Annotated in this window: 29 protein-coding genes, 2 tRNA genes and 1 other annotated feature; of the genes, 23 read left to right on the top strand and 8 right to left on the bottom strand. The window is 38.8% G+C overall.

The window, feature by feature from the left end; genetic code table 11:
* Nucleotides 1–8: 8 nt before the first annotated feature.
* Both IEV91_RS22070 and IEV91_RS09015 read left to right on the top strand, forming a co-directional pair.
* Nucleotides 9–722, top strand: coding sequence for an MgtC/SapB family protein (locus tag IEV91_RS22070; RefSeq protein ID WP_188497094.1), 714 nt, complete (start codon nucleotides 9–11; stop codon nucleotides 720–722).
* A 113-nt stretch (nucleotides 723–835) separates the two neighbouring features.
* Complete coding sequence (locus IEV91_RS09015; RefSeq protein ID WP_188497093.1) at nucleotides 836–1,129, top strand: AbrB/MazE/SpoVT family DNA-binding domain-containing protein; 294 nt, start codon at nucleotides 836–838, stop codon at nucleotides 1,127–1,129.
* A 150-nt stretch (nucleotides 1,130–1,279) separates the two neighbouring features.
* Here the strand turns inward: IEV91_RS09015 and lexA are convergent, their stop codons facing one another.
* Nucleotides 1,280–1,894 (bottom strand): transcriptional repressor LexA, encoded by a 615-nt coding sequence (lexA, locus tag IEV91_RS09010; protein ID WP_188497092.1) that lies wholly within the window; start codon nucleotides 1,892–1,894, stop codon nucleotides 1,280–1,282.
* A 186-nt stretch (nucleotides 1,895–2,080) separates the two neighbouring features.
* Between lexA and yneA the strand changes: the two genes are divergently transcribed.
* From yneA to IEV91_RS08980, 6 genes are all read left to right on the top strand, one after another.
* Nucleotides 2,081–2,395: a cell division suppressor protein YneA gene (gene yneA / locus IEV91_RS09005; RefSeq protein WP_188497091.1), complete on the top strand. Its 315-nt coding sequence runs from the start codon at nucleotides 2,081–2,083 to the stop codon at nucleotides 2,393–2,395.
* A 115-nt stretch (nucleotides 2,396–2,510) separates the two neighbouring features.
* Entirely contained in the window at nucleotides 2,511–2,744 is a 234-nt protein-coding gene (locus tag IEV91_RS09000; RefSeq protein WP_188497090.1) for a DUF896 domain-containing protein, read from the top strand.
* A 180-nt stretch (nucleotides 2,745–2,924) separates the two neighbouring features.
* Nucleotides 2,925–4,922 carry a transketolase gene (gene tkt, locus IEV91_RS08995; protein ID WP_188497118.1) on the top strand — a complete coding sequence of 666 codons (1,998 nt, stop codon included), beginning with the start codon at nucleotides 2,925–2,927 and terminating at the stop codon, nucleotides 4,920–4,922.
* 125 nt (nucleotides 4,923–5,047) lie between these two features.
* Nucleotides 5,048–5,491 (top strand): sporulation inhibitor of replication protein SirA, encoded by a 444-nt coding sequence (gene sirA / locus IEV91_RS08990; protein ID WP_188497089.1) that lies wholly within the window; start codon nucleotides 5,048–5,050, stop codon nucleotides 5,489–5,491.
* A 137-nt stretch (nucleotides 5,492–5,628) separates the two neighbouring features.
* A complete protein-coding gene (locus IEV91_RS08985; protein WP_188497088.1) occupies nucleotides 5,629–5,844 on the top strand; it encodes a YneF family protein in 216 nt (71 codons plus the stop codon).
* Between the two features lie 127 nt (nucleotides 5,845–5,971).
* Nucleotides 5,972–6,307: a helix-turn-helix domain-containing protein gene (locus IEV91_RS08980; protein WP_188497087.1), complete on the top strand. Its 336-nt coding sequence runs from the start codon at nucleotides 5,972–5,974 to the stop codon at nucleotides 6,305–6,307.
* On the opposite strand, the gene IEV91_RS08975 is transcribed toward IEV91_RS08980, so the two are convergent.
* Complete coding sequence (locus IEV91_RS08975) at nucleotides 6,304–6,441, bottom strand: hypothetical protein (RefSeq protein ID WP_188497122.1); 138 nt, start codon at nucleotides 6,439–6,441, stop codon at nucleotides 6,304–6,306. The two genes, IEV91_RS08980 and IEV91_RS08975, sit on opposite strands and share 4 nt — an antisense overlap.
* A gap of 452 nt (nucleotides 6,442–6,893) precedes the next feature.
* On the opposite strand from IEV91_RS08975, the gene mnmH reads away from it, so the two are divergent.
* The 4 genes from mnmH to IEV91_RS08955 all read left to right on the top strand — a co-directional run bounded on the left by mnmH (nucleotide 6,894) and on the right by IEV91_RS08955 (nucleotide 9,901).
* Complete coding sequence (gene mnmH, locus IEV91_RS08970; protein WP_188497086.1) at nucleotides 6,894–7,952, top strand: tRNA 2-selenouridine(34) synthase MnmH; 1,059 nt, start codon at nucleotides 6,894–6,896, stop codon at nucleotides 7,950–7,952.
* A gap of 22 nt (nucleotides 7,953–7,974) precedes the next feature.
* Nucleotides 7,975–8,352: a cupredoxin domain-containing protein gene (locus IEV91_RS08965; protein ID WP_188497085.1), complete on the top strand. Its 378-nt coding sequence runs from the start codon at nucleotides 7,975–7,977 to the stop codon at nucleotides 8,350–8,352.
* Nucleotides 8,353–8,483: 131 nt separating this feature from the next.
* Nucleotides 8,484–9,320: a M15 family metallopeptidase gene (locus IEV91_RS08960; RefSeq protein WP_188497084.1), complete on the top strand. Its 837-nt coding sequence runs from the start codon at nucleotides 8,484–8,486 to the stop codon at nucleotides 9,318–9,320.
* A 95-nt stretch (nucleotides 9,321–9,415) separates the two neighbouring features.
* Nucleotides 9,416–9,901 carry a CcdC family protein gene (locus IEV91_RS08955; RefSeq protein ID WP_229745494.1) on the top strand — a complete coding sequence of 162 codons (486 nt, stop codon included), beginning with the start codon at nucleotides 9,416–9,418 and terminating at the stop codon, nucleotides 9,899–9,901.
* 292 nt (nucleotides 9,902–10,193) lie between these two features.
* On the opposite strand, the gene IEV91_RS08950 is transcribed toward IEV91_RS08955, so the two are convergent.
* The 5 genes from IEV91_RS08950 to IEV91_RS08930 all read right to left on the bottom strand — a co-directional run bounded on the left by IEV91_RS08950 (nucleotide 10,194) and on the right by IEV91_RS08930 (nucleotide 12,688).
* Nucleotides 10,194–10,616 carry a DUF2621 family protein gene (locus IEV91_RS08950; RefSeq protein ID WP_188497083.1) on the bottom strand — a complete coding sequence of 141 codons (423 nt, stop codon included), beginning with the start codon at nucleotides 10,614–10,616 and terminating at the stop codon, nucleotides 10,194–10,196.
* Between the two features lie 79 nt (nucleotides 10,617–10,695).
* Nucleotides 10,696–10,770: transfer RNA gene (locus IEV91_RS08945), tRNA-Gln, on the bottom strand.
* Nucleotides 10,771–10,785: 15 nt separating this feature from the next.
* Nucleotides 10,786–10,857 (bottom strand) — tRNA-Gln (locus tag IEV91_RS08940).
* Between the two features lie 53 nt (nucleotides 10,858–10,910).
* Nucleotides 10,911–11,231 carry a hypothetical protein gene (locus tag IEV91_RS08935; protein WP_188497082.1) on the bottom strand — a complete coding sequence of 107 codons (321 nt, stop codon included), beginning with the start codon at nucleotides 11,229–11,231 and terminating at the stop codon, nucleotides 10,911–10,913.
* 440 nt (nucleotides 11,232–11,671) lie between these two features.
* Nucleotides 11,672–12,688, bottom strand: coding sequence for an acyltransferase family protein (locus IEV91_RS08930; RefSeq protein ID WP_188497081.1), 1,017 nt, complete (start codon nucleotides 12,686–12,688; stop codon nucleotides 11,672–11,674).
* Between the two features lie 96 nt (nucleotides 12,689–12,784).
* Here IEV91_RS08930 and IEV91_RS08925 point away from each other — a divergent pair, with 96 nt between their 5' ends.
* From IEV91_RS08925 to IEV91_RS08900, 6 genes are all read left to right on the top strand, one after another.
* Nucleotides 12,785–13,375 (top strand): GNAT family N-acetyltransferase, encoded by a 591-nt coding sequence (locus IEV91_RS08925; RefSeq protein WP_268236373.1) that lies wholly within the window; start codon nucleotides 12,785–12,787, stop codon nucleotides 13,373–13,375.
* A gap of 161 nt (nucleotides 13,376–13,536) precedes the next feature.
* A complete protein-coding gene (gene nagB / locus IEV91_RS08920) occupies nucleotides 13,537–14,289 on the top strand; it encodes a glucosamine-6-phosphate deaminase (RefSeq protein ID WP_188497080.1) in 753 nt (250 codons plus the stop codon).
* A gap of 3 nt (nucleotides 14,290–14,292) precedes the next feature.
* Complete coding sequence (locus tag IEV91_RS08915) at nucleotides 14,293–15,015, top strand: GntR family transcriptional regulator (protein WP_188497079.1); 723 nt, start codon at nucleotides 14,293–14,295, stop codon at nucleotides 15,013–15,015.
* A gap of 92 nt (nucleotides 15,016–15,107) precedes the next feature.
* Nucleotides 15,108–15,374 carry a phosphocarrier protein HPr gene (locus IEV91_RS08910; protein ID WP_188497078.1) on the top strand — a complete coding sequence of 89 codons (267 nt, stop codon included), beginning with the start codon at nucleotides 15,108–15,110 and terminating at the stop codon, nucleotides 15,372–15,374.
* Between the two features lie 332 nt (nucleotides 15,375–15,706).
* Nucleotides 15,707–16,165 carry a flavin reductase family protein gene (locus IEV91_RS08905; protein ID WP_188497077.1) on the top strand — a complete coding sequence of 153 codons (459 nt, stop codon included), beginning with the start codon at nucleotides 15,707–15,709 and terminating at the stop codon, nucleotides 16,163–16,165.
* Between the two features lie 140 nt (nucleotides 16,166–16,305).
* Nucleotides 16,306–16,764: a DUF3888 domain-containing protein gene (locus IEV91_RS08900; RefSeq protein WP_188497076.1), complete on the top strand. Its 459-nt coding sequence runs from the start codon at nucleotides 16,306–16,308 to the stop codon at nucleotides 16,762–16,764.
* Nucleotides 16,765–16,963: 199 nt separating this feature from the next.
* Here the strand turns inward: IEV91_RS08900 and IEV91_RS08895 are convergent, their stop codons facing one another.
* A complete protein-coding gene (locus IEV91_RS08895; RefSeq protein ID WP_188497075.1) occupies nucleotides 16,964–17,962 on the bottom strand; it encodes a tryptophan--tRNA ligase in 999 nt (332 codons plus the stop codon).
* Nucleotides 17,963–18,043: 81 nt separating this feature from the next.
* Nucleotides 18,044–18,318 (bottom strand) — a binding site (T-box leader).
* A 227-nt stretch (nucleotides 18,319–18,545) separates the two neighbouring features.
* Between IEV91_RS08895 and selA the strand changes: the two genes are divergently transcribed.
* The 5 genes from selA (at nucleotide 18,546) to IEV91_RS08870 (ending at nucleotide 24,827) form a co-directional block, all read left to right on the top strand.
* Nucleotides 18,546–19,955, top strand: coding sequence for an L-seryl-tRNA(Sec) selenium transferase (gene selA / locus IEV91_RS08890; protein ID WP_188497074.1), 1,410 nt, complete (start codon nucleotides 18,546–18,548; stop codon nucleotides 19,953–19,955).
* Nucleotides 19,956–20,066: 111 nt separating this feature from the next.
* Nucleotides 20,067–22,802: an aconitate hydratase AcnA gene (gene acnA, locus IEV91_RS08885; protein ID WP_188497073.1), complete on the top strand. Its 2,736-nt coding sequence runs from the start codon at nucleotides 20,067–20,069 to the stop codon at nucleotides 22,800–22,802.
* A gap of 181 nt (nucleotides 22,803–22,983) precedes the next feature.
* Nucleotides 22,984–23,589 carry an HAD-IA family hydrolase gene (locus IEV91_RS08880; protein ID WP_229745486.1) on the top strand — a complete coding sequence of 202 codons (606 nt, stop codon included), beginning with the start codon at nucleotides 22,984–22,986 and terminating at the stop codon, nucleotides 23,587–23,589.
* Nucleotides 23,590–23,731: 142 nt separating this feature from the next.
* Nucleotides 23,732–24,028, top strand: coding sequence for a HesB/YadR/YfhF family protein (locus IEV91_RS08875; RefSeq protein WP_188497072.1), 297 nt, complete (start codon nucleotides 23,732–23,734; stop codon nucleotides 24,026–24,028).
* A gap of 253 nt (nucleotides 24,029–24,281) precedes the next feature.
* A complete protein-coding gene (locus tag IEV91_RS08870; RefSeq protein WP_188497071.1) occupies nucleotides 24,282–24,827 on the top strand; it encodes an NADPH-dependent FMN reductase in 546 nt (181 codons plus the stop codon).
* Nucleotides 24,828–24,853 lie beyond the last annotated feature (26 nt).

The raw sequence follows: 24,853 nt of genomic DNA, 5'->3' as shown, positions 1-24,853 counted from the left end.
CTCAAAATATGCTAGTAGAGGGAATTAAAAAAGGGGAAGGAGGAACTAAGGTGCTTTTAGAATTTGTTCTTCGTCTGGTTTTATCGGGAATTCTCGGAGCTTTAATAGGATTAGAGCGCGAAAAACGTTTAAAAGAAGCAGGACTTAGGACGCATTTTCTCGTGGCTGTGGGAAGTGCGGTAATCATGATTATTTCTAAATATGCTTTTAATGACGTATTGAATGATAAAGGAATGGTATTAGACCCAAGTCGTATAGCGGCGCAGGTTGTCAGTGGTATTGGTTTTTTAGGGGCTGGAACCATTCTTGTTCAACGGCAATCTATACGGGGATTAACCACTGCAGCAGGATTGTGGGCAACCTCAGGAATTGGGTTAGCCATTGGTGCTGGGCTTTATACTGTGGGGATTGTATGCGCTATTTTAATTTTATTAGGTTTTGAAGTGCTTAAACTTATCTTTAAACCCGTATTACCAAATAAGGTCTTTCATTTAACTGTTTATTCAAACACACATGATGTATCCAACACGATCGTAGATATTTTAATTCATTCAAGTTTGAGTGTGGCAGAGTATCAGGTTAATTTAAAAAAAGGAGGTAAGGATTCATCTCAATATACGATGCAATTCCAATTAAAAAATAAAAAGAAAGAGATAAATGAGAATAAATTAACGAAGGATCTGTTGGAAATAGAAGGTGTGACGGGGATAAAATTTTATTAAGTGACTGAAGGTCTTGATGGTGGATTTTTCCTTGCGATTATTAAGTAAGGAAAGCAGGAAACTATTTAGTAATGTCGAAGTATTATATAAAATCGGATGAGGAGAGTGATCATATGAAGTCGACAGGGATTACAAGGAAAGTCGATGAACTTGGAAGAATTGTTATTCCCATAGAATTAAGACGAAGTTTAAGTATTAATATTAAAGATCCTATGGAGATTTTTACTGAAAATGACCGAATTATTCTTCAAAAATACAAACCAGGAAACACTTGTCAAGTTACAGGAGAAACTTCAGAAGATAATTTAATATTAGGTGGGGGAAAGTTAGTCTTAAGTAAAGAAGGCGCAGAAATTGTGATGAAAGAGCTTGAAAGCTATCTCCAAGTGGCACCTGCACAAGAATAAGACGTTTAAAGGGATAAATTAAATAGACGCAATAATAAGCAGTCTAAATAACATTAATAGGACGGAAATAGGTAAAGAAGGTGACCACAGGCCACCTTCTTTTGCTGTAATCATGTGTCTTATAAACCAACACTAAATCTCGTGACAAAATTAGTGAACGACTCTGAAGACGCCAATAATTTTTCCTAAAATCGTACAGTTCTTCACAATAATCGGATCCATCGTTGGGTTTTCAGGTTGAAGACGAATGTGATCCTTTTCTTTATAAAACCTTTTAATGGTTGCTTCATCATCTTCGGTCATTGCAACGACAATCTCACCATTATCAGCAGAGTGTTGAGATTTTACGATGACTTGATCACCATTTAAAATGCCTGCATTGATCATACTATCGCCAACAACATTTAAGATAAACGCATCGTTATTTCCAGTTAAGCTCTCAGGGACAGGAATATACTCATCGATATTCTCAATAGCTGTAATGGGTTCGCCAGCAGTTACTTTACCAATAACAGGAAGCAAGACGCTTTCTTGTTTTGGTAATGAAGCGGTATCCGGATCTATAACTTCAATCGCTCTCGGCTTGGTAGGGTCACGCCTTAAATAGCCTTTTTTTTCAAGCCGTTCGAGATGTCCATGCACCGTCGAAGTTGAAGCTAATCCCACGGCATTGCCTATTTCTCTAACAGATGGTGGATATCCTTTAAGTTTCACTTCATTCTTTATAAAGTCGATTATAGCCTGTTGCCTTTTGGAAAGTTTCATATAAAGACCTCCAATTTTAAAAAATATGTATTAAAGAACGCATATTCGATTTTTCTCATCAATAGTATATCATTTAGCAAATAAAAATACAAACATTCGTTCGAAAAAGTTGTTGACAAGAACACACATTCCTAATAGAATGATAATCAATAAAGAACATCCATTCGGTTAGGAGAGTGCGAACATATGAAACAGACACAAGCAAATCAAAAAGGCTACGCATTATATATTATTTTCTTTGTCTTGGTTATTGGGTGTATTTGGGCGACCATCCATGCTTTAAAGCCAGCAGACTATCAAGATTACCAAACGACAACTGTAGAAAAAGGGGATACCTTATGGGAGATAGCAGAAATTAACGGTAAAACTGAAAAACATGATATTACTAAATTTGTCGATTGGGTCGAAGAAGCGAACCATATTAACGGAGATTCAATTAAGGTAGGAGATACATTGGTTATCCCAATTAAAAAGGAAGCTCATCAAATTGCTTCTAAATAAAGGTTAAGAAGAGAAAAAGAGAGAGGGAGGAAATATCACTTGCATCTTAAGGGCAACATCATGTAAGCTTGGGGCAGCTTAAATAAATGTAACCTTATTAAAGAAGGGGATATTCATGTTACCAAGTCATCGCCTTGCGAGAATTAATGAATTAGCGAATAAAGCCAAAATAGAACCGCTGACTTCTGCAGAAAAGAGAGAACAACAAGAGTTGCGGGCGGAATATTTACAAGCCTTTCGTAGTCGTTTTAAAACGCAGTTGCATTCTATAACTGTGGTTGACGAAGAAGGCCATGATGTCACTCCAGAAAAACTTAAGAAAAGTAAGGCCAGACATAAGAAAAACTAAAATCTCTATTGTCCCCGACAAATCGAATCGTTTTTTATCTATAAAATCAATGATTTGGTTTGTTTTGGGGAACGATAGCGTGAAGAGAAAATGCAACTTTAGCAATTGAAAAACATTTATAGAACATTTTATGTTAAAATACGATCTATAAGCATAACATTTGGAAGGAATGAGTTGATTTTGGCAAAATCCATTGATCAATTATCCATTAATACTATCCGGACACTTTCAATTGATGCAATTGAAAAAGCGAATTCCGGTCATCCAGGGATGCCAATGGGGGCAGCACCAATGGCCTATTCTGTCTGGAAAAATTTCATGAAGCATAACCCGAAAAATCCACAATGGTTTAATCGTGATCGCTTTGTACTTTCAGCAGGTCATGGCTCAATGCTTTTGTATAGCTTACTACATCTTTTTAATTATGATGTCAGTATTGAAGATCTTAAAGCTTTCCGTCAATGGGGCTCTAAAACACCTGGACATCCTGAATTTAGACATACGCCTGGTGTCGATGCCACTACGGGTCCGCTTGGTCAAGGTATTGCAATGGCAGTGGGTATGGCCATGGCAGAACGTCATTTGGCAGCAACATATAACCGTGATGCTTTTAATATTGTGGATCATTTTACATATACGATATGTGGCGATGGCGATTTGATGGAAGGTGTTGCTTCAGAGGCTGCATCGCTAGCAGGAAGATTAAAGCTTGGAAAGCTTGTTGTTCTTTATGATTCTAATGACATCTCGCTTGATGGGGATCTCAATATGTCATTTAACGAGGACGTCCAAAAGCGATTTGAAGCCTACGGCTGGCAAGTCCTTTATGTTAAGGACGGGAACGATTTAGCCGCTATAGACGATGCATTGACACAAGCGACAAAGAATACTGACCAGCCTACACTTATTGAGGTGAAGACGACAATCGGTTATGGTGCTCCTACACATGGCGGAACAAATAAAGTTCATGGTAGCCCCCTTGGAGAAGAAGAGGCTCTAGCTGCTAAGAAATCTTATGAATGGACAGAAGAACCCTTTACTGTTCCTCAAGATGTTCGTGCACATTTTGCAGAGCTCACTGAGCAGGGGGTAAGTTATGAAAAAGAATGGGAAGAGCTACTTTCTCAATATGGGGCTGCTCATCCAGAACTTGCGGCACAGTTCAAGCAAGCCATGAACAATGAACTTCCTGAAAACTATGCCAGTGAGCTTCCTTCTTATAAAATTGGTGATAAGGCAGCAACACGTGAAACATCAAACCAAGTCCTCAATGCTATTGCTGAGCGAGTGCCTTCACTCTTTGGTGGTGCGGCTGATCTAGCGTCATCAACAAAAACATTAATCAAAAATAGTGAAAACTTTATGCCAGAAGACTATGCCGGTCGTAATGTTTGGTTTGGTGTCCGCGAATTCGCAATGGGCGCAGCCGTTAACGGTATGGCTCTTCATGGAGGAGTTAAACCCTATGGTTCAACCTTCTTTGTTTTCTCAGACTACCTCCGCCCAGCGATTCGACTTTCGGCAATTATGGGCGTGCCATCAACGTTTGTCTTTACCCACGATAGTATCGCAGTCGGAGAAGATGGTCCGACTCATGAGCCGGTTGAACAATTGGCTTCATTGCGGGCAATCCCAGATATTACTGTACTAAGACCAGCGGATGGTAATGAGACACGCGAAGCATGGAAAATCGCTGTTGAGAGTAAAGACCGCCCAACTGCACTGGTCTTTACACGCCAAGGGCTTCCTACTTTAGAGGGGACTATTGCTCACGCAGCTGATGGTGTTAAACGTGGAGCCTATATCGTGGCTGAGGCTGAAGGCACTCCTGAAGGTATTATTTTAGCCACAGGGTCTGAGGTTCATTTAGGTGTTGAGGCTCAAAAGCAATTAGCATCTGAAGGTATTCATGTTCGTGTGGTGAGCATGCCATCTTGGGATCTCTTTGAAAAACAGTCTCAAGAATATAAGGAATCCGTAATTCCTGCGAATATCACAACGCGACTTGCGGTTGAAGCAGGAAGTTCTTTGGGATGGGATCGTTATGTTGGTTTCAATGGTGGCATGATTACAATAGACCGTTTTGGTGCATCTGCAAACGGTGATAAAGTTCTTGAAGAATATGGTTTTTCAGTAAGCAATGTTGTGAATGAAATGAAAAAGTTACTGAAAAAATAAATAAAGTATGTAGAATCGACAAATGATTCTAATCTTTTTACCTCATGGCTCCCTTTTTTAGACATAATCTTAGACTTGAAATCATTATAATAATGATAGACAAGCTTTGATCGGAGGGGATAGCCATGAGGTATTATGAAATTTATAGTATTAATAGCGCAGTGGCAAATGACTATTTTGGCAGAGATGAAAAACTCTTTCAATTGTTTATGGAAATGAAAGTCACATCGGATATGAAGATGCAAGTAATTCTGAGTCGGCAAATTGATTACATTACGACTAAAATTTCATCCATTGATGTTCATGAATGTATTCATCGACACATACTTAATCACCCTGATCAATATAGAAATAAAAGATGGGCAGATAATCGTTTGTATGATTCAGAAGGATTTGTTAACCTTTATTGCTATCCTAATCGAATATTATTAGAGGCCTCCGGGAATGGGAATCAAGAAACAGGGGTATTTGAAGCCTTGCGTTCTATGGATTGTTATTTTCTTGCCATTGATTGTCAAAAAAATTGTGGGGGATGGCTAAAACCTGTTAAGAGCGTATCTTTAATCTAAGAGAATGACTTTTGATGTTGTTTTCAATGTTCGGATATAGTACACTATTGAAGGGAAATCAAATCAAAATTTTCCTTTTTTATCACCATTAGAAATGACAAAGGATAGTTAGAGATCTAAAGGAGGACACAGGCTGTATGTGGCTGTATATTTTAATTGGGATCCTCGCCCTTATTGTAGGGATTTTGTTAGGATTCTTTATAGCTCGTAAATATATGATGGATTATTTGAAAAAGAATCCACCGATTAATGAAAAAATGTTACGAGTCATGATGATGCAAATGGGACAAAACCCATCACAAAAGAAAATTAATCAAATGATGAAAGCAATGCAAAATCAACAAAATAAATAAAGCAAACAATAGTACTCATTTCATGAGTGCTTTTTTGCTATAAAATATATAGTTGGATGAGACAATTATGTTGACATCCTATATAATTGGGGTAGTAAATATATTTTGCATAGGAACGTGAAAAAAGATGAGTGATCAAACGATAGGTAAAAAGATTAAGCAGTTAAGACAAGAAAAAAGATTATCCATTACTGAACTGTCAGAAAAGGCCGGGGTATCAAAATCATACTTAAGCACAATAGAGAGAAATCTTCAAAAAAACCCTTCAGTACAATTTTTAGAGAAAATTGCTGAGGTGCTTGGCGTGAGTGTATTGAGTTTAATCCATAGTCAAGAAGACCCCCATGAATGGTTAGATCCAGATTGGATTGAGTTGATTGAGGAAGCGATGGACTCGGGGATCGATAAACAAGAATTTAAGGAATTTCTTGAGTTCCAGAGATGGAAAAAGAGCCAAAATTAACGGCTGCAAAGCGTACTTTTACTTTTATTGTGCTGCTTTAATTTCAGGAAGGTTTTAATTTCATCCATAGGAATGTCTAGTTCTTTGGCTAAGAGAATTAAATCTACCCAGTCCTTATCCAACATCTTTTTCACCCTAATTACCTCCAGTGATTTCTTTATAGGAATTTTTTATTGGAGAATATACTTTTTGGCTTTACTTTTTATTGATCATTCATAGTTTATTATTTGAAGATAAATTGTTGTAATAGGTCTATTTAATGGAGGTTGTGTCTTTATTTTTCATTAAGTTAATAAAACATGAAATTCACATTGGATTTTATTTGTTTTATGTATATTCTTGTAAAGATTATAATTCAAAAGAACCATTAATTTTGTCACAATTTCATAGTGACTAAACAATAGATTTCTACAAAATTCGATAAGTTTTGACAATTTTTGAAGTTTTAAACGGTTCATGGCTGAGTGCTCAAATGTTTTAAGTGAACAGGAAGTATTAGCAGTATTGATTAAAAAAAGACATTTTTGTCTAAAGCTATAAATAACATCTTACGATTATAAATTTGTACAAGCTAAGGAATGATAGAATGGAACTCAAACAAATAGAAATTGACGAGCTTGTAGATATACTCGATCAAACTCTATTAATCGACGTCCGCTCTCCTGGTGAATTTGCAGAATTCCATATCCCAGGGGCTATAAATGTACCGCTTTTTTCTAATGAGGAACGCGCAGAGGTCGGGACATTATATAAGCAAAAAGGACCAGAACAGGCTAAAGATCGTGGCGTTGAAATTGTTTCACTTAAATTGGCTTCTATTTACCAGAAGATCAAGTATTATGCGAAGTCATACGAGCGAACGGTTATTTACTGCTGGAGAGGCGGGATGAGAAGTAAAAGTGTGGCTAATTTCATGACCGTCATGGGTGTGCATTGTCTGCAGCTAAAAGGCGGCATACGCTCCTTTAGAAAGTTAGTAACAGATGAACTCGAAATGTTTTCAAAAGATAAAAAGCCATTTGTTGTGATTGAGGGCTTTACAGGAAGTCGCAAAACCGATATCTTACATCAATTGAGTGAAAAGGGCTATCCAGTGATCGATCTTGAGGGGCTTGCAGGTCATCGCGGCTCTATTTTTGGTTCAGTCGGACTGACTCCTCAATCACAGAAGGCGTTTGAATGTGAGCTATGGCTGCGGCTAAAGGCATTAAAAGGATCGGCATACTACATTATAGAAGGGGAGAGTAAACGCATTGGGCGAGTCGTGTTACCTCCTTTTATTAATGAGGGAAAAGAGTCCGGAAAACGCTTTTTCATTGATTATCCCTTTGAGAAGCGGATTGAGGCTATATATGAAGAGTATAATCCGAAGAAACATAGTGAAGAACTTAATGATGCCTATCAACATTTAAAGAAGTATATTAAGCCTCCGCTAAGTGTTGCTCTTGATGAATTAATGGAGAAGCAGGATTATTACCAATTTATAGCCCTTTTATTAGAACATTATTATGACCCTCGTTATAACCATCAACAAAAGAAATACGCCGGAGACTCAACTGTGATCTCTATAGCATCGGTTGAAGAGGGCGTAGAAAAAATAGAGAAGCAATTAAATGCACGTTATAGTGTATCCATCTCATCATAAGATCTCGAGGAGAATGTCTTTTATGGGGAAAAAATTTGTGTGCTTCATCAGTATTGTAGGTCTTTTAATTCTTGGAGTAGCTGCCTGTGGAAATAGTGAGGGCAGCGTGTCCTCTAAACAATCAGACTCGGTGGCAGCAGATGGCAACAGTTTAACAATAACGGCCACTAATTTCCAGTTTAATAGTCAGACTTATAAGGTCCCAGCAGGAAAAGAGCTAACCATTCACTTTAAAAGTAAAGAGGGGCATCATGGGATTAAGATTGAGGGGACGAATATTGACATAAAGGGTGAAGGTTCAGCAAAGGTGACATTTAAACCAGGAACATATAAGATTTCCTGTAATGTGTTTTGTGGCAGTGGGCATGCGAAGATGCAGTCAAAAATTGTTGCAGAGTGACGAAAGAATAAGTATGTGTGAAAATATACATACTTTTATTTCTTCACTAACCTATACAAAGATTGGTGAGAATGGTAGTCTTATAAAAGGATTTTATAAGATTTGAAGTGTTTTATAAGGAGATTGCATCAATGAATAAGTTGAAAGTAACTATCATGGGATTGTCTTGCTGTGCATTATTAGTAGGGTGTGGTACCGACAAAAACTCTGCAGCGTCATCTGCTACTGAGAAACAGAGTCATAAGACAGAGCAAAGTAATCAAACTACGGATAGCTCGAAGGCTTCTGATAATCAGCAAAATGTTTCGCAAAAGAATAATACAAGTAATAGTGTTGATTCAGAACCAGAAAAAAAAGATAAAGACGGTCTTTATATCGTGAATGATCCCCAATCGATATTAGTACTTGTAAATAAAGAACATAAGCTACCGGACGGTTATGTCCCTCCCGATTTGGTATATCCTGATATTCGTTTTCCCTATTCTGATATGGTAGAGAAACGTCAAGTTCGTTCTGTAACAGCAGAAGCTTTGAAGAAATTGTTTAAAGCAGCGGATCAAGCTGGCTATACTTTGTATGGTGAGTCGGGCTATCGCTCCTATAAGAGGCAGGTTAGTGTCTATGACGCGAATGTAGAAGCCAATGGTGAAGCTCAAGCGAGTGTGGTGAGTGCCCATCCAGGGACGAGCGAACACCAAACGGGCTTGGCCATTGATATTACCTCAAAGGACATGCTTCAAGAATCAGATCCGTTAGTTGAAAAATTTGGCGACACTCCCGCAGGAAAATGGGTTGCTGAACATGCTCATGAATATGGCTTCATTATCAGATATCCAAAAGGCAAGGAAGATATTACAGGCTATGAATATGAGCCATGGCATATTCGATATGTCGGGAAAGAAGCGGCAACAACGATTTATGATAAAGGTATCACTCTTGAAGAATATTTAGGTAAGGTGAATAAATAAGATCCATAGGGGACGAGTTCGGAACTCGTCTCTTTTATCCTGATTATGATATAATAAAGTGAACTATCTAAAAAAGAAGGTAGATACTTTTGTGGATTGAAATCCTAAGCGTTTTCATAGGTGTGCTTTTTGCAGTCTCCATCATTATTGTTCGTCTCAAAGCCTCTAACCAGCCGACAAATATTAAGAAAATCCTATTGCCGCCGGTTTTTATGTCAACAGGTTTTCTCATGTTTATCGCACCACAAGTAAGGGTTTCGTGGGTCGAGCTTATTGAAGCGTTTTTAGTAGGGGTTCTCTTTTCGTTCTTTTTGATTAAAACCTCTAAATTCAGCGTGCAAAATGGAGAAATTTATTTAAAGCGCTCTAAAGCCTTCATCTTTATTCTGATTGGCCTCTTAATCATAAGAACATTACTCAAAATCTTCTTGGAAAATGAGATAAGTATCGACATTCCACAGACAAGTGGTTTGTTCTTTACGCTTGCTTTTGGCATGATTTTACCTTGGAGAATTGCGATGTTTCTTATGTATAAACGCTTTGAGAAAAAAATAGAAGATGGAGAAATCATATCAACCTAAAACCCCTTTGTCTTTGAATAGGCAAAGGGGTTTTACTTCGGCGTCTAAAAAAGCCCTATTGTAATTAAATATATGTTAGGGTTTTACACAAATTAGGATATTATTTCATGCGAAGTTTTCGAGACATTTATAGCTTACCCAAGTTATGAATTTTCGGAGTTGAAATAAATTGCGACATAAATAAGGTGATTACCGCTAGGACTGCTAGTGTGGCTTTTCGTTTCTGATCGCTTTCCTTAGTCCTGCGGGTTATGGTGATTGCCTTTTATTCTCTCACCCTTTGATTATGAACCTAAAAAAAGTGTTCATATGGAAGAATATCTATATTATGTTTATACAAAGTTTTCCTCAAAAATTTATGATCACGCTTAGGCGTTGCTTTAATATACCCTTCTATAATAATGGCTTGGGTTATTTTTTTTGCCTTCTTTTCAAGGGCAATTTCGCCGATCTTTCCTGCGATTTTTTGGGTTGCAACGTCCCTAAACAAGGGAGGTACAGGAGATACGAGTTCCTCCAATAACTTGAGTTGCTCCTCTGACCAGAGCTTTCTTGTCTTCCTTATGTAATAATTTTGCCAATCTAATATAGACCTTCCATCACTACGAGGAAGGCTTTTAAGGAATTTTCGGAACATAAAGAAACCGCCAATCCCCATCAAAACGATTAAAATGACTGACCATAAAACAATAAATGCCATGAACCAAGGAGACATTTGATCACCTCACCTGTGAACCTTTGATAGTTAATTTAATTATAGCTTGGTTACAGGGATTCAGGCAAGTATAGATATGTGGCTGGGCTAGCTGGATTCGAACCAGCGCATGATGGAGTCAAAGTCCATTGCCTTACCGCTTGGCTATAGCCCAATTTATAAAAAAAGGCTGGGCCAGCTGGATTCGAACCAGCGCATGATGGAGTCAAAGTCCATTGCCTTACCACTTGGCTATGGCCCAATAAGTTTTCTCTAGAAGAGGGGAGAAGCATCCCCTCTGAATATTGTCTTGCTTTATTGTTGTTGATTTTGGTTTTGTGACATGCCTGTTTGCTGTTGAGCACTTGCATTTGCTTGTTGTGCCTGCTGAAGTGTTTGCTCTGCTTGCTGTAACTGTTGCTGAGCCTGTTGATATTGTTGTTGCTGGGAAGTCTGTTGTTGGCTGCTTTGCTGTTGATTACTTGCTTGTTGTAATTGCTGCTGGGCCTGTTGTAATTGCTGTTGTGCTTGTTGAATTTGTTGTTGATTATTACTCGATTGTGCTTGCTGAAGCGCTTGGGTGGCCTGTTGGACCGCCTGAGTGGCTTGCTGAAGCAGTGGGTTTTGTTGTGGCATTAAATGTTTTCCTCCTAAAAAGAACCCTTGTTTTGAGTACATGGATTAGAATGTGCGGTTTCTTTAAATCTATACACTTTTTTTGTGTTTTTTTAAAGAACAACCATTAGAAAACGAACAGAGGGTCCTTATTTTAAGCGATGAAAGAAGGTTATATAGAATAAGCTAGCACATGAACTCGCTTAAAAAGTAAAGAACACTTTTCAGTGCTCCGCTTGTTCGTGGAAATTCAGTCCTAACCACCATCAAATAAGTATTAAAAACACGATTTTTCTGCGAGGTTATTCTCTAAGAAGCTTTCCTTAGTCCTGTAGTTATGAGGAAAGCGAGCGTAATGGAGCAAAAATGTCCCCCGTCCTGATGAACAAAAATTTAAGCATTTTGATCCTTTAAAAAAGAATACCATCAAGATTGAATGGTATTCTTAGAATTACTTCAGTTTAAGAACTCATATTTTTGACCTTTTTACTTCCTCTCTCATTCCAGAATTGTGGCTTTTTCATTTCGATAATCGGCTGGGTGAGGCGCTTAATTGGCTTACTTCCCAAAAGGCCGCAAAGGACAATGGCTAGGATGAGTAAAAGGCTATATTGAAGAAATGAATTAAAGTTTTCAAAAGGATTTTTTAAACCAATGGTTTTAACGAAAAATCCATGGAGCAAATAGATATAAAGTGTCCGTCCTCCTAATTTTGTAAATGAAAATTCCTTGGTCGGTACAGCAGCAAGAAAGCTAAAGGTTGTAACAATCATAGCGCCATAGAATAACAGGCGGATCGCGCCGCCAGTCCAGTCACCGTAACCCATTTGTGCGTAGGAAGATGAACAAAGTAACCAGTCTTTAAGTGAATTTGGAAAAATAAAGTAACAAACCATAAATATTGCGAGTAAGGCAGGGATGGATACCCAAGTCATTTTCTTTTGTTTGAAAATCGAAAAATCTTTATTATTCAGCATGTAACCAAGTAAAAAGAGTGGAAAAAAGGTAAACGTCCGATCAATGCTCAAATACGACCCGAAAAAGGGAACGTAGCCAATCGCAATACCGATGATGAAGGCTATTGGTAAGGCATAAGGCAATTTGGCAAAGACCTTAAGTAAAAGATTCCAACAAAATAGACTCATTAAAAACCACAGAGACCAATGAGGGTCAAATAAACTTAAACTAAGGTCGCTTTCATATCCTGTAAAATAATAAAAGAAGCAGTACACGATTTGAAAGATAGCGTAAGGGATTAATGTCTTTTTAACAATCTTACTTAAATAACCAGGCCGGTTAAACCCCTTGGAAAAATAGCCTGAGATTAAAATAAAGGCTGGCATATGAAAGAGGTAAATAAATTTATACAATCCGTATATAAAATCACTATTGGCTTTAATAGGACTTATTAAATGACCAAATACCACCATTAAGATGAGAAGAATTCTGGCATTGTCAAAATAAGCATCACGACTCATTGTTTCACCTTCTCTATATTAGTGTTGTACAATATATTCGTTAAGGTCTTTGAGAAAGTGTCTGGTCTATATCACATTTTTAAAGGGGTGAGCATTTTGAATACCGTTATTGGACTCCGACCGCTTAAAAGAGAAGATTTACATATGCTTTATCAATACATGCATCCTAAAAATAAAGGGGGGGATATACCAGAATGGAAAAAGTGGGATGCTCCTTATTTTCCATATAAACGCCCTTCTTTTTGGTCCTTTAAGCGACAGATGATTGAAGGCATGGGTGAGGATATGCGATGTCTTATCTTGTTTAACAATGAAGTGATTGGTATGGTCACGTACTATTGGGAACATCAACGTTCTTATTGGCTAGAGGTTGGAATCGTTATTTTTGATCCAAAATATTGGAGCGGTGGCATAGGGACAAAAGCCTTATTCTTATGGATGGATCGTTTGTTTTCAACGCTCCCAATTGTACGATGCGGCTTTACCACATGGTCTGGTAATGAGCGGATGATGAAGGTTGGAGATAAATTAGGAATGACACTAGAAGCTCGTTTACGCAAATGTCGTTATTATAATGGCCAATACTATGATTCAATTCGGTATGGGATTCTAAAAGAGGAATGGTCAAATACTAAGAAAACCTTATATGAGCGCTTGTTTATTCCAGAAGAGAGAAGTTGTCTTTGATGGTGAGCGGTACAAATGAATGAGAAGACTTAGAAGGTAGAGACATTTGTGAAAGACTCTACCTTGTTTCCTTGCAAAGCAAATCCTTTAGTATAGTTGTATAGACCACTAGTTTTATGGTACTCTGATACATAGAGAACGAATTGACAAGGAGAAGTGCTATGAAGCTTATAAGGACACCTCATTATCAAGAATTAAGCATGAAGGCAGCAGCCATCATCATTAAAACGATCCAAACCAATCCTACAGCTGTACTTGGGTTAGCGACGGGCAGTACACCCACAGGCACTTATGAACGGCTGATCAAAGACCATGTAGAAAACGGGACAAGTTACAAGGATATTCGAACAATTAATTTAGATGAATATGTTGGTTTACCCACCGAAGATATAAACAGCTACCGAAGTTTCATGGAACGAAAGCTGTTTTCAGCCATTGATATTAATCCAAAAAATACATATCTTCCTAATGGGAACGCTGTCGATATTCAAGATGAATGTGCACGTTATGATCAACTCATTCAATCCATTGGAGGGATTGATCTTCAATTATTAGGGATTGGTGAAAATGGACATATCGGTTTTAATGAACCTGGAACACCATTTACTGAAACAACCCATGTTGTTGAGCTTACCCATAATACTCGAAAAGCTAATGCCCGCTTTTTTAAAAATATAAAAGATGTGCCCACTCAAGCAATCACGATGGGGATAAAAAACATTTTAGAAAGTAAGGCTATTCTTTTACTCGCTTCAGGAGAAAATAAGGCTGAAGCGATGGCAAGGCTTCTTACTTCTCACAAGACCACTGAATCATTCCCAGCTTCGAGTCTCTTTCAGCATCAAAATGTCACTGTAATTGCTGATGAGGCCGCGTTATCTTTGGTTGATGACAGCAAGAGGAGTGCTTTTTGAGCAATGATTGATAAACATTCACCCATTCCTATTTATTATCAAATTGAGGAGTTTCTCAAAGAAAAAATTGTTTCAAAACAATATGAAGTGGATCAGGCGATTCCGTCAGAACGTGAACTTTCTGAGGTTTTCGGAGTCAGTCGCATGACCATTAGACAGGCTTTGAATGATTTGGTGACTGAGGGCTATCTTTATCGAGAGAAAGGGAAGGGCACTTTTGTTGCCGCTCAAAAGATAGAGCAACCCCTTCATGAAGTCACTGGTTTTTCCGAAGACATGCTCAAACGAGGGATGGTTCCAGCAACACGCATCATTCAATTTGGAGAGACAGATGCCGACAAGCAAATTGCAGCTTATTTAAAAATCAATGAACATGATCCCATTTACAAAATTGAGAGGCTTCGTTTAGCAGATGAACGTCCAATTGCGTTAGAACATACTTATGTTCCTGTTCATCTTGTTCCGAATTTAACAGAGGACATCGTAAAAGAGTCTTTTTATTCTTATGTTGAGCAGCATCTGCAGTTAGAGATTAGTCATGCCGAGCAAACGATTGAAGCAGGGTTAGCGAATTCAAAACAAGCTTCCTTATTGGAAATAAGTCAAGGCTCACCTGTTTTGTTCATTCAACAGCTCACCTGTTTAACGAATGAACAGCCTATAGAATGGGTAAGATCCACTTATCGAGCAGATCGTTATAAGTTTCATGTAAATATGAAAAGATAGAAAAGTGAAATTTTTAAGTAAGCGTTTTATTTTTCTTTTGACTAATGGGCGTTTTCATGGTATCTTTTTTGCATAAGAAAGGAATGTGGTCAATGGAAAAGAAAGCATTTAAAATTACAAATGAAACAGGTTTACACGCAAGACCAGCTACCGTATTGGTAAATCAAGCGAATCAATATCAAGCCGATTTACAACTCCATTATAAAGATAAGACGGTTAATCTAAAATCTATAATGGGTGTTATGTCGCTTGGTGTTGCCAAGGGTGCTGAAATTGAAGTCAGTGCAGAAGGTTCAGATGCCAAAGAAGCACTTGAAGGCATCGAAGCAACACTGAAAAAAGAAAATATCGGAGAATAATGTTTACCTCGGTCACTGAAAAGACCGAGGATTTTTTTGTGATGTCAGAATTTTTAAGTTGCCAGAAGATCTTATAAGGGCAACTTCCGGCTTTCACTGTCAAGGTTTGGCGGAAAGCGTTTGGTGAGTATGGGTGTGAGGTCACGACTTAGGCTGTCCTGAGCGAAACGGTGAAATGCAAGTGTTTTTTCTGAATTATCTTTAATCCTGTGATCGTCAATAATAAATAAATGAGATGAAAAAGCATCCGAACATTGGAAAATTTAATACAAGAAACATATAGATAATAAGGATGAGATGTAAAGTGGCAACAGGGGGGAGGGAGTCATTGAATGGAGGAACGATTATTTCGTGAGGCCATGAGTCATTTTGCGACGGGTGTGACGGTGATTACGACGCTTGTAGATGAAGAGATTCATGGCATGACAGCCAATGCGTTTATGTCTGTTTCGCTTGAACCACGTCTTGTTTTGATTTCTATAGATAATAAAGCACATACACGGGAACGGATACAGGCTTCCGGACAATTCGCTGTCAATATTTTAACCGATAAACAGCAGGCCCTTTCTCAGGCGTTCGCCAGTAAGGAACACCATCACCATATTGATTTTGATTGGTTTGAATGCTTGCCCGTTATTAAGGATGCCTTAGTGACGTTAGTATGCAAAGTGTATGAAAGTCACAAAGCAGGTGATCACACGCTTTTTTTAGGAGAAGTCACCCATTTAAAATTGAATGAGGGCAGTCCACTGACGTATTATCAGGGAACGTACACTTCACTTCATGCCTAACAGAACAAATATGAGTCTTAATTTACATCACTTTATTGAGTGGTGTTATTTTTTTTGTTTATATACTATCGGAATGGAACAGAATGAATGGTTTTGATATGGGGACTCTAATTTTAAAAGGATGAAAAAGAGGTGAAGGAATGAAAAAGTTTACTTTATTCATGGGAGTCTGCTGTTTGTTAATCGCTTTTACTCCTGTAACTGTGACATTTGCTCAAGATACCCCTCAAGTAAAGGAAATCACTCCATCGGATGTTAAGTATGTGACAACGGGTGATATTCTATTGACCTTGATTGAACCAAAATTAAACAAAATTGTAAGTGATCAATATGGTGAGCCACTACCCGTACAGCCTGTGAAGATTGTGTCGGCGGGGAGAGTGGTTGATCCAGCCCTTCATAAAAACGCAGGTGAAGATACCAGTTGGTTTCAAGTAGAGATAAATATTTTGGTTGGTGATCTTCACAAGAAAGTTCACTTGGATGAGGTGATACTTAAAATTGATGCCCCAAATATTGAAGCCACTGAGCACCATTTTATGAGTGATGACATTAAAAATATCGATGTTGAACTCCTCAAATATACAAAAGGAAAATAAAGATCATTTTATTACTTGGCGTTATTGTCATATAAAAAGAGCGTGAGACCAAAGCCTTTGAGTTTTAGAAAAACCCGAACTATTCAAAACCTAAAATTCGAATAGTTCGGGTTTTTTATACGCTCAATGACTTTTTATATTTTATCGTTTGGCATTTGGTTCACTATGTTGTTTTGGGTCAACGACTTATATTTTTTTCTTAGTAGCGTCCGATTTTATTACGGATCTCAAGCATGAAGCGATGCGCGTACTCTCGCGCTTGTTCGCCACCTTTTTTTAGTAAAGTATCGAGTTGCGCTTTGTCATTGATCAGTTCTGTATAAATTTTACGTGGCTCTTTTAATTTTTCATTGACCTGATCAAAAAGGATTTGTTTAATCTCTCCATAGCCAATGCCTTCTTCGTAGCGCTTTGCAAGATCAGCAATTTCAGCTTCAGTAGCAAAAGCTCTGTAAATATCAAATAAGGTGGAGTCCTTAGGATCCTTTGGTTCTTCAGGTGTTTTAGAATCCGTTTTAATTCGAAAAATGGCCTTGCGAAGTTTTTTCTCATCTGTGAAGAGTGGGATCACATTGCCATAACTCTTACTCATCTTCCGACCGTCAAGACCAGGAATCACCGCTGTTGTTTCTTCTACAAGTGCTTCCGGTAGAGTAAAGGTGTCACCATAAGTTTTATTAAAGTGTTCAGCAATATCGCGCGCAATCTCGACATGTTGAATTTGATCTTTTCCTACAGGGACGAGATGGGTGTTAAACATAAGAATATCTGCAGCCATGAGCACGGGATAATTATAGAGGCCCATATTCACACCATTATCAGGATCACGATCATTAGCCAGATTGTCATCTACCTTGGCTTTATATGCATGGGCGCGATTTAAAAGCCCTTTGCTGGTCAAACAGGAAAGGATCCAAGAGAGTTCAAAAATTTCAGGAACATCGGATTGCCGATAAAACAAAACTTTTTCAGGATCTAGACCAAAAGCTAACCATGCGGCTGCAATTTGATAAATCCGATCATGAAGTTCCTCGCGATTTTGCATGGAAGTTAAGGCATGATAATCGGCAATAAAATAACGAGGAAGAATGCCAGGCTCTTGAATAAGAGAAATAGCTGGACGGATCGCACCGACATAGTTTCCGATATGGAGATCTCCTGTTGGTTTAATCCCTGTTAGTACAATTTTTTCTGTCATCAATATAACCCTCCAATGTTTATCATAAAGAGGCAACACCTCAAAAAACAAATTTTCCCAATAAAAAAAGCCCTACATCCCAAAAAGGACGAGGAACCCGTGGTACCACCTTTATTCGTTCAGAAAGAACGCACTTGATTCGAAATAACGGTCGAACACCGCCAGTGCCTACTTGTTTAGAGTTCGAAAGTGAGGGGAGCTTATCGAGTGATATTGCCCAACTACTCTGAACATCTAATGTTCGGACTGAAGCTCAGAAGCCCATTCAGCGCGATGAGTATGCCGGCCTTTCACCCTTCTGCCCGCTCTCTAGGATACTCAAAACATCGCTTACTCTTCTTCGTCATCGCTAGTATTTTTATCATCGTAAGACAGCTTTTATAAAATGTCAAGTCTTCATGGGAAACCACGAAAATTTTATTTTATTGTCAGGATTGTTCGCGCACTTAAACCTCTAGAACCAGTACTGCTGGCTAGGGTAGGGCAACAGGTTTTGTGGTTTGCGAGCATTTTTATTATGATTAGTTTGAGAGCAAAGAGATGTCCGGTTCTTATGGATGTCCTTAAGAATGAGGTGTAACAATTGGATAACCCTTTAAGCCGACTGCCTTCCATAAAATATCTTCAGGATTGTCCTGAATTTAATGACTTACTGGAGGATGTTTCAATCAATAAAAACTATTTGACACAGTTAACACAAGAGTGCGTTGACTGTGTGAGACACAAACTTGTCAATGACAGGACTTGGGCGCTGGAGCAAACCACTGCATCATTGACAGCTAACATTTTTAGTGCCTTACAAAATACTCTTAAAATGGTAAGCTCTTCTGGAGTGAAACAGGTGATTAATGGCACAGGCGTGGTTTTACATACGAATCTCGGACGCGCACGGTTAAGCTCGGAAGCGGCTCAAGCGGCTTTTGAAGCTGCTTTAGGGTACAGCAATTTAGAATTTGATCTTACAAGCGGCAAACGGGGATCACGAACGGAGCACCTTGAAGCCCTTCTTACACGCTTAACGGGGGCAGAAGCGGCATTAGTGGTCAATAATAATGCGGCTGCGGTATTTCTGGTGCTAAGGGCGCTTGCAAAACGGCGTGAGGTCATCGTCTCAAGAGGAGAACTTGTTGAGATAGGAGGCTCTTTTCGAATTTCTTCGATAATGGAGGAAAGCGATGCTCATTTAGTCGAAGTGGGGACGACGAATAAGACGCATCTCACAGATTATCAAGCCGCTATTCATGATGAGACCGCCATGATCCTAAAAGTTCATCAAAGTAATTTTAAGATGATTGGCTTCACCTCAAGTGTTAGTCGCGAGGAACTTGTAACGCTCGCGCATCAGCAAGAACTCCTTTTTTATGAGGATCTTGGAAGTGGCGCTTTATTTCCCTTCTCTGATGAAAAGATTGGTGAAGAACCGGTGGTCAGTGAAATCATCAAATCGGGCGTTGATCTTGTTTCTTTAAGTGGGGATAAGCTGTTGGGCGGGCCGCAGGCTGGCATTATTTTAGGTAAGAAAAAGTATATAGAACGTTTAAAAAAACATCAGCTCATGCGTACACTAAGAGTGGATAAAATGACACTCGCTGCACTTACGGTAACTTTGCAAAATTACTTCAATCCTGAAACACTGAAGACAACCGTTCCGACTATTCGAGATATCGTTACCGATAAGGACACGCTTTATCAACGTGCTGAAAAATTAGCCGAACAATTAAAGCAAATCATCGGCATAAAAACCGAAATTAAATCTACATATTCTTATGTAGGTGGAGGGACAATGCCAGAAATTAAGTTAAAAAGCTATGCTGTTGTTATTATTTGCGATAAAATAGAAGCGATGGCCTTAGCGAAAGCCTTGAGGTTAGGGAACCCGGCGGTTGTTGGAAGGATCGAAGATGATCAATACCTATTAGATATCCGAACAATCAATGACCTAGAAATCGAAGGGGTCTATAAAGCAGTACATAATGGGGTAACTAATTCATAAGGAAAACTTATTGGTCTTCATAATAGCATTGGATTTTACTTATATGATCTTTTCTATTAAAATATATAAGTAATGTGCTAGTGAAAGAGAAGAAGTAAAGGAGTGAATCACATGTCAGTCACTGTCCAAGACAGGAAAAAGAATGACGTGTATCAAGCACGCGATACGTTTACTGTTAATGACAAAACGTACAACTATTACAAGCTTGACGCGCTAAAACAATTCGGTGATATCGAGAGACTTCCATACTCTGTCAAGGTATTACTTGAATCTGTTCTCCGTCAATACGATGGTAGAGTTATTACAAAAGAGCATGTTGAAAATCTAGCAAAATGGGGTACGGATGAACTCAATGAAGATATTGATGTGCCATTCAACCCATCAAGAATTATTCTTCAAGATTTCACCGGTGTACCAGCCGTTGTTGACCTTGCTTCTTTACGTAAGGCAATGGCTGATATGGGTGGCGATCCTCAGAAAATCAACCCTGAAAAACCTGTTGATCTTGTTGTCGACCACTCAGTACAAGTTGACCGTTTCGCTTCAAACGATGCTTTGAAGTTTAACATGGAACGTGAATTCGAGCGTAATATTGAACGTTATAAATTCCTAAAATGGGCACAAAATGCCTTTGAAAATTATCGTGCTGTACCGCCAGCAACAGGTATCGTCCACCAAGTAAACCTTGAGTACTTGGCCTCTGTTGTTCATGGTCTTGAAGAAGGTAATGGTGAATATATTGCCTTCCCTGATACGCTTGTAGGTACTGACTCCCATACAACGATGATCAATGGTATTGGTGTTCTTGGTTGGGGTGTTGGTGGTATCGAAGCTGAAGCAGGTATGCTTGGTCAGCCTTCTTACATCCCTGTCCCAGAAGTTATCGGTGTCCGCTTAACTGGTGAACTTCCAAGTGGTACAACCGCAACGGACTTAGCACTTGTCGTTACTCAAATTCTTCGTGAAGAAAAAGTTGTTGGTAAGTTCGTAGAATTCTTTGGTCCTGGTATGTCACAAATGTCACTTGCTGACCGTGCAACTATCTCTAACATGTCTCCAGAGAATGGGGCAACGGCAACCTTCTTCCCTGTAGATGATGAAACACTCAATTACATGAGATTAACAGGTCGTACAGAAGAACAAATCAAGCTTGTCGAAACATACTGCAAAGCCAACGGTCTATTCTATACACCTGATAAAAAAGATCCTAAGTTTACTAAAGTGATTGAATTGAATCTTTCTGAGATCGTGCCATCACTTGCTGGACCAAAACGTCCACAAGATCGTATCGTTCTTTCTGACATGAAGAAAGAATTCCAGAACGCATTGACTCGTGAATCTGGTGTTCATGGCTTCGGTCTTGGCGAAGACGAAATCAATAAGAAATCAACTGTTGAATATAAAGACGGACGTAAAGAAGAATTAAAAACAGGTGACGTTGTTATCGCAGCGATCACAAGTTGTACAAACACTTCTAACCCAAGCGTTATGTTAGGGGCAGGACTTGTTGCGAAAAAGGCTGTTGAAAAAGGCCTTAAAGTCCCAGGTTATGTCAAAACAAGCTTGGCACCTGGTTCTAAGGTTGTTACTGACTACCTTAAAGATGCGGGTTTACTTCCTTACCTCGATCAACTTGGTTTTAACGTTGTTGGTTATGGCTGTACAACATGTATTGGTAACTCAGGTCCATTATTAGACGAAGTTGAAGAAGCGATTACTAAAGAAGATCTCACGGTGGCATCTGTTCTTTCGGGTAACCGTAACTTCGAAGGGCGTATTCATCCATTAGTTCGTGCAAACTACTTGGCATCACCACCTTTAGTTGTGGCTTATGCGCTGGCTGGTTCTGTTAACTTTGACTTGGAAAAAGATTCCTTCGGTAAAGACAAAGACGGTAACGATGTCTACTTCAAAGATATCTGGCCAACTTCTGCTGAAATTGAAGAAGTGCTCAGCCAATCAGTGAGCCCAGAAATGTTCAAGAAAGAATATGAGCATGTCTTCGAAGAAAACGAACGTTGGAACAATCTTGAAACAAGTGAAGGCGAACTTTACGATTTTGATAGTGAGTCGACTTATATTCAGAACCCACCGTTTTTTGAAAATCTATCCATTGAACCAGAGCCTATTCAACCTCTTAAAGGGCTTCGTGCGATCGCTAAGCTTGGCGACTCTGTAACGACTGACCATATTTCTCCTGCAGGTGCGATTGCGAAAAATGGTCCTGCTGGTAAATATCTGATGGAACACGGTGTTGAGCCACGTGACTTCAACTCCTTCGGTTCTCGTCGTGGTAACCACGAAGTCATGATGCGTGGAACGTTTGCGAATATTCGTATTCGAAACCAACTTGCTCCTGGTACGGAAGGTGGTTTCGCACCATACTGGCCAACAGGAGAAATTCTTCCTTGGTATGATGCAGCAATGAAGTACAAAGAAGACGGTACGGGTCTTGTTGTTCTTGCTGGTGTCGATTACGGCATGGGTTCATCTCGTGACTGGGCAGCAAAAGGAACCAACCTTCTAGGTATTAAAATGGTTATCGCTGAAAGCTATGAAAGAATTCACCGTTCAAACCTTGTTTGTATGGGTGTTATGCCATTACAATATAAAGAAGGCGAAAATGCTGAATCTCTTGGCTTAACGGGTAAAGAAACCTTCTCAGTAGACGTTGATGATAATGTGAGACCTCGTCAAACAGTAACTGTTAAAGCAACTGATGAAGATGGCAACACCAAAACATTCGAGGCTATCCTTCGCTTTGATAGTGAAGTTGATGTTGATTACTATCGTCATGGTGGTATCCTTCAAATGGTGCTTCGTCGTAAATTTGAAGAAGCTAAATAATACTAACGATGTTATCAACTCCCGACGCGCTTAAGCGTGTCGGGAGTTTTTAGTTTGAACTATCTTTTAGTTTCCTAATATAAGGAATCCATGAGTCCTGAAAGAAGCTATAAAGATATAAAACCTGTTATAATAAATAAAAAAGAGAAATGGGCTTGGAGAAGAAGGGAGCCAACATCTATTGCATATCTTATGGGATTTTGATGGGACATTATTTGATACCTATCCAAGTTATGTTCGGGCATTAAACCAGGTCATAAAAGAGGCCACTGAAGGGGAGTTATATCAGCACTTAAAGCAATCTTTTGGTCAGGCGATCGAATTTTATCAACTCCCGCCGGAAAAAGTTGATGTTTATAAAACATTAGAGAAGCAGATACCACCTATGGAAAAGCCGCCATTCCCTCATGTTAAGGATGTGTTGGAACAGGCTGAATTGAATGTAATTATGACGCATAAATCACGCTCGGGAGCACTCGAAATCCTTAAACATCATAATATGGAACAGTATTTCACGGAAATGGTTTCTGGAGATGATGACTATCCAAGAAAACCTGATCCTGCGTCTTACCGTTATTTACATGAAAAATATCGTATAGATTTAGCCGTTGGAGATCGGGCACTGGATTTGATCCCAGCAAAAGCACTGGGCATTCGCACGTGTTATTTTGCGCCTGATCGGGAAATTATTTCCTCACCTGAAGCTGAAAAGGTTGCCGATCTGGTTGTCACTTCCTATCAAGCGTTACTTATGGAAATGAAAAAGTTTAAGATAACGAGAAGTTAATGCTGATTTTATCTTAAAGGAATGAGGGACTATAACTATGGAAATAGTGTACATACTAGAATATAAACTATTTTCACGGTATCAATGTTCTACATTTTCCATGAGATAATGTAAAGTAAATGTCTGAGAGAGGTGAAATATAATGAAGATAGTCGTCAGTGATCAAGCTTTTGAGTGGTTTAAGGACGAGGTAGGCTTAGAAACAGGGGATGCTGTTCAGTTTTATTCACAAATTTATGGGAGCAGTCCTGTCCAAGAAAAGTTTTCGCTAGCTTTTACAGTTAATAATGAGCTCACAGATGTTGCTGCCAAGACAGAGAAGGATGGCCTTTCTTTTTTCGTCAAAGATAACGATGTGTGGTTTTTTGATGGTCATGACTTATACATCGAATATAACCAAGAGCACGAAGAAATCGAGTATAAATATATTAAACCCTAATCCTTTATTTTAACGGCAGGACACTTGTCTTCATAAGAAGATAAGTGTCCCTTTTTGGTTATGATAAAATCTCAAGAGGGTAGAATCAACTATGTTTTTCTTAAAGATAAAAGGTTATAACGTGAAGAAAAAAGTCGAATGATCCAAGTTCAATCATTTTTCTAATTCTTATCTTATTTGCTATAATAGGGCATCAGTAGATTACTGATAGTACACGACATCTACATAAGTAGAAGATTAGGGAGGAAGACCGATGGCAGAAAAATTAAATATTGGCATTATTTTGGGGAGCACACGACAAGGACGCTTAAGCCCTCAGGTTGGTGAGTGGGTCAAAGCGATTGCAGATAAACGTGAAGATGCAAACTATGAACTTGTAGATATTACGGATTACCAATTGCCCTTTTTAGGCACCACAGATGGTACAGAACCAGGCGTGGCGGCTTGGAATGAGAAGCTTGATAGTTTAGATGGTTTTATTTTCATTGTCCAAGAGTACAATCACAGTATTTCTGGCGCTTTGAAAAATGCCCTTGACTTTGCACGGGAAGCTTGGAATAACAAGGCGGCTGGGATTGTGAGCTATGGTTCAACAGGTGGCGCTCGTGCAGCTGAACATTTAAGGGGGATTTGTGGAGAACTACAAATCGCTGATGTAAGAACACATCCAACCTTATCTTTATTTACAGATTTTGAAAACTTTTCTACTTTTAAACCTGCTGAATTGCATCTTGAAAATGTGAATGGGATGCTAGATCAAGTCATCGCTTGGAGCAGTGCATTAAAGACCTTACGTTAAAGTCATCTATTAAAAACGTATAAGGG

The sequence above is a fragment of the Pullulanibacillus pueri genome (genome assembly GCF_014639255.1).
Classification (GTDB): Bacteria; Bacillota; Bacilli; order Bacillales; family Sporolactobacillaceae; genus Pullulanibacillus; species Pullulanibacillus pueri.
The sequence above is the reverse complement of the archived record's forward strand: the minus strand, read 5'-3'. Positions and strand labels throughout refer to the sequence as shown.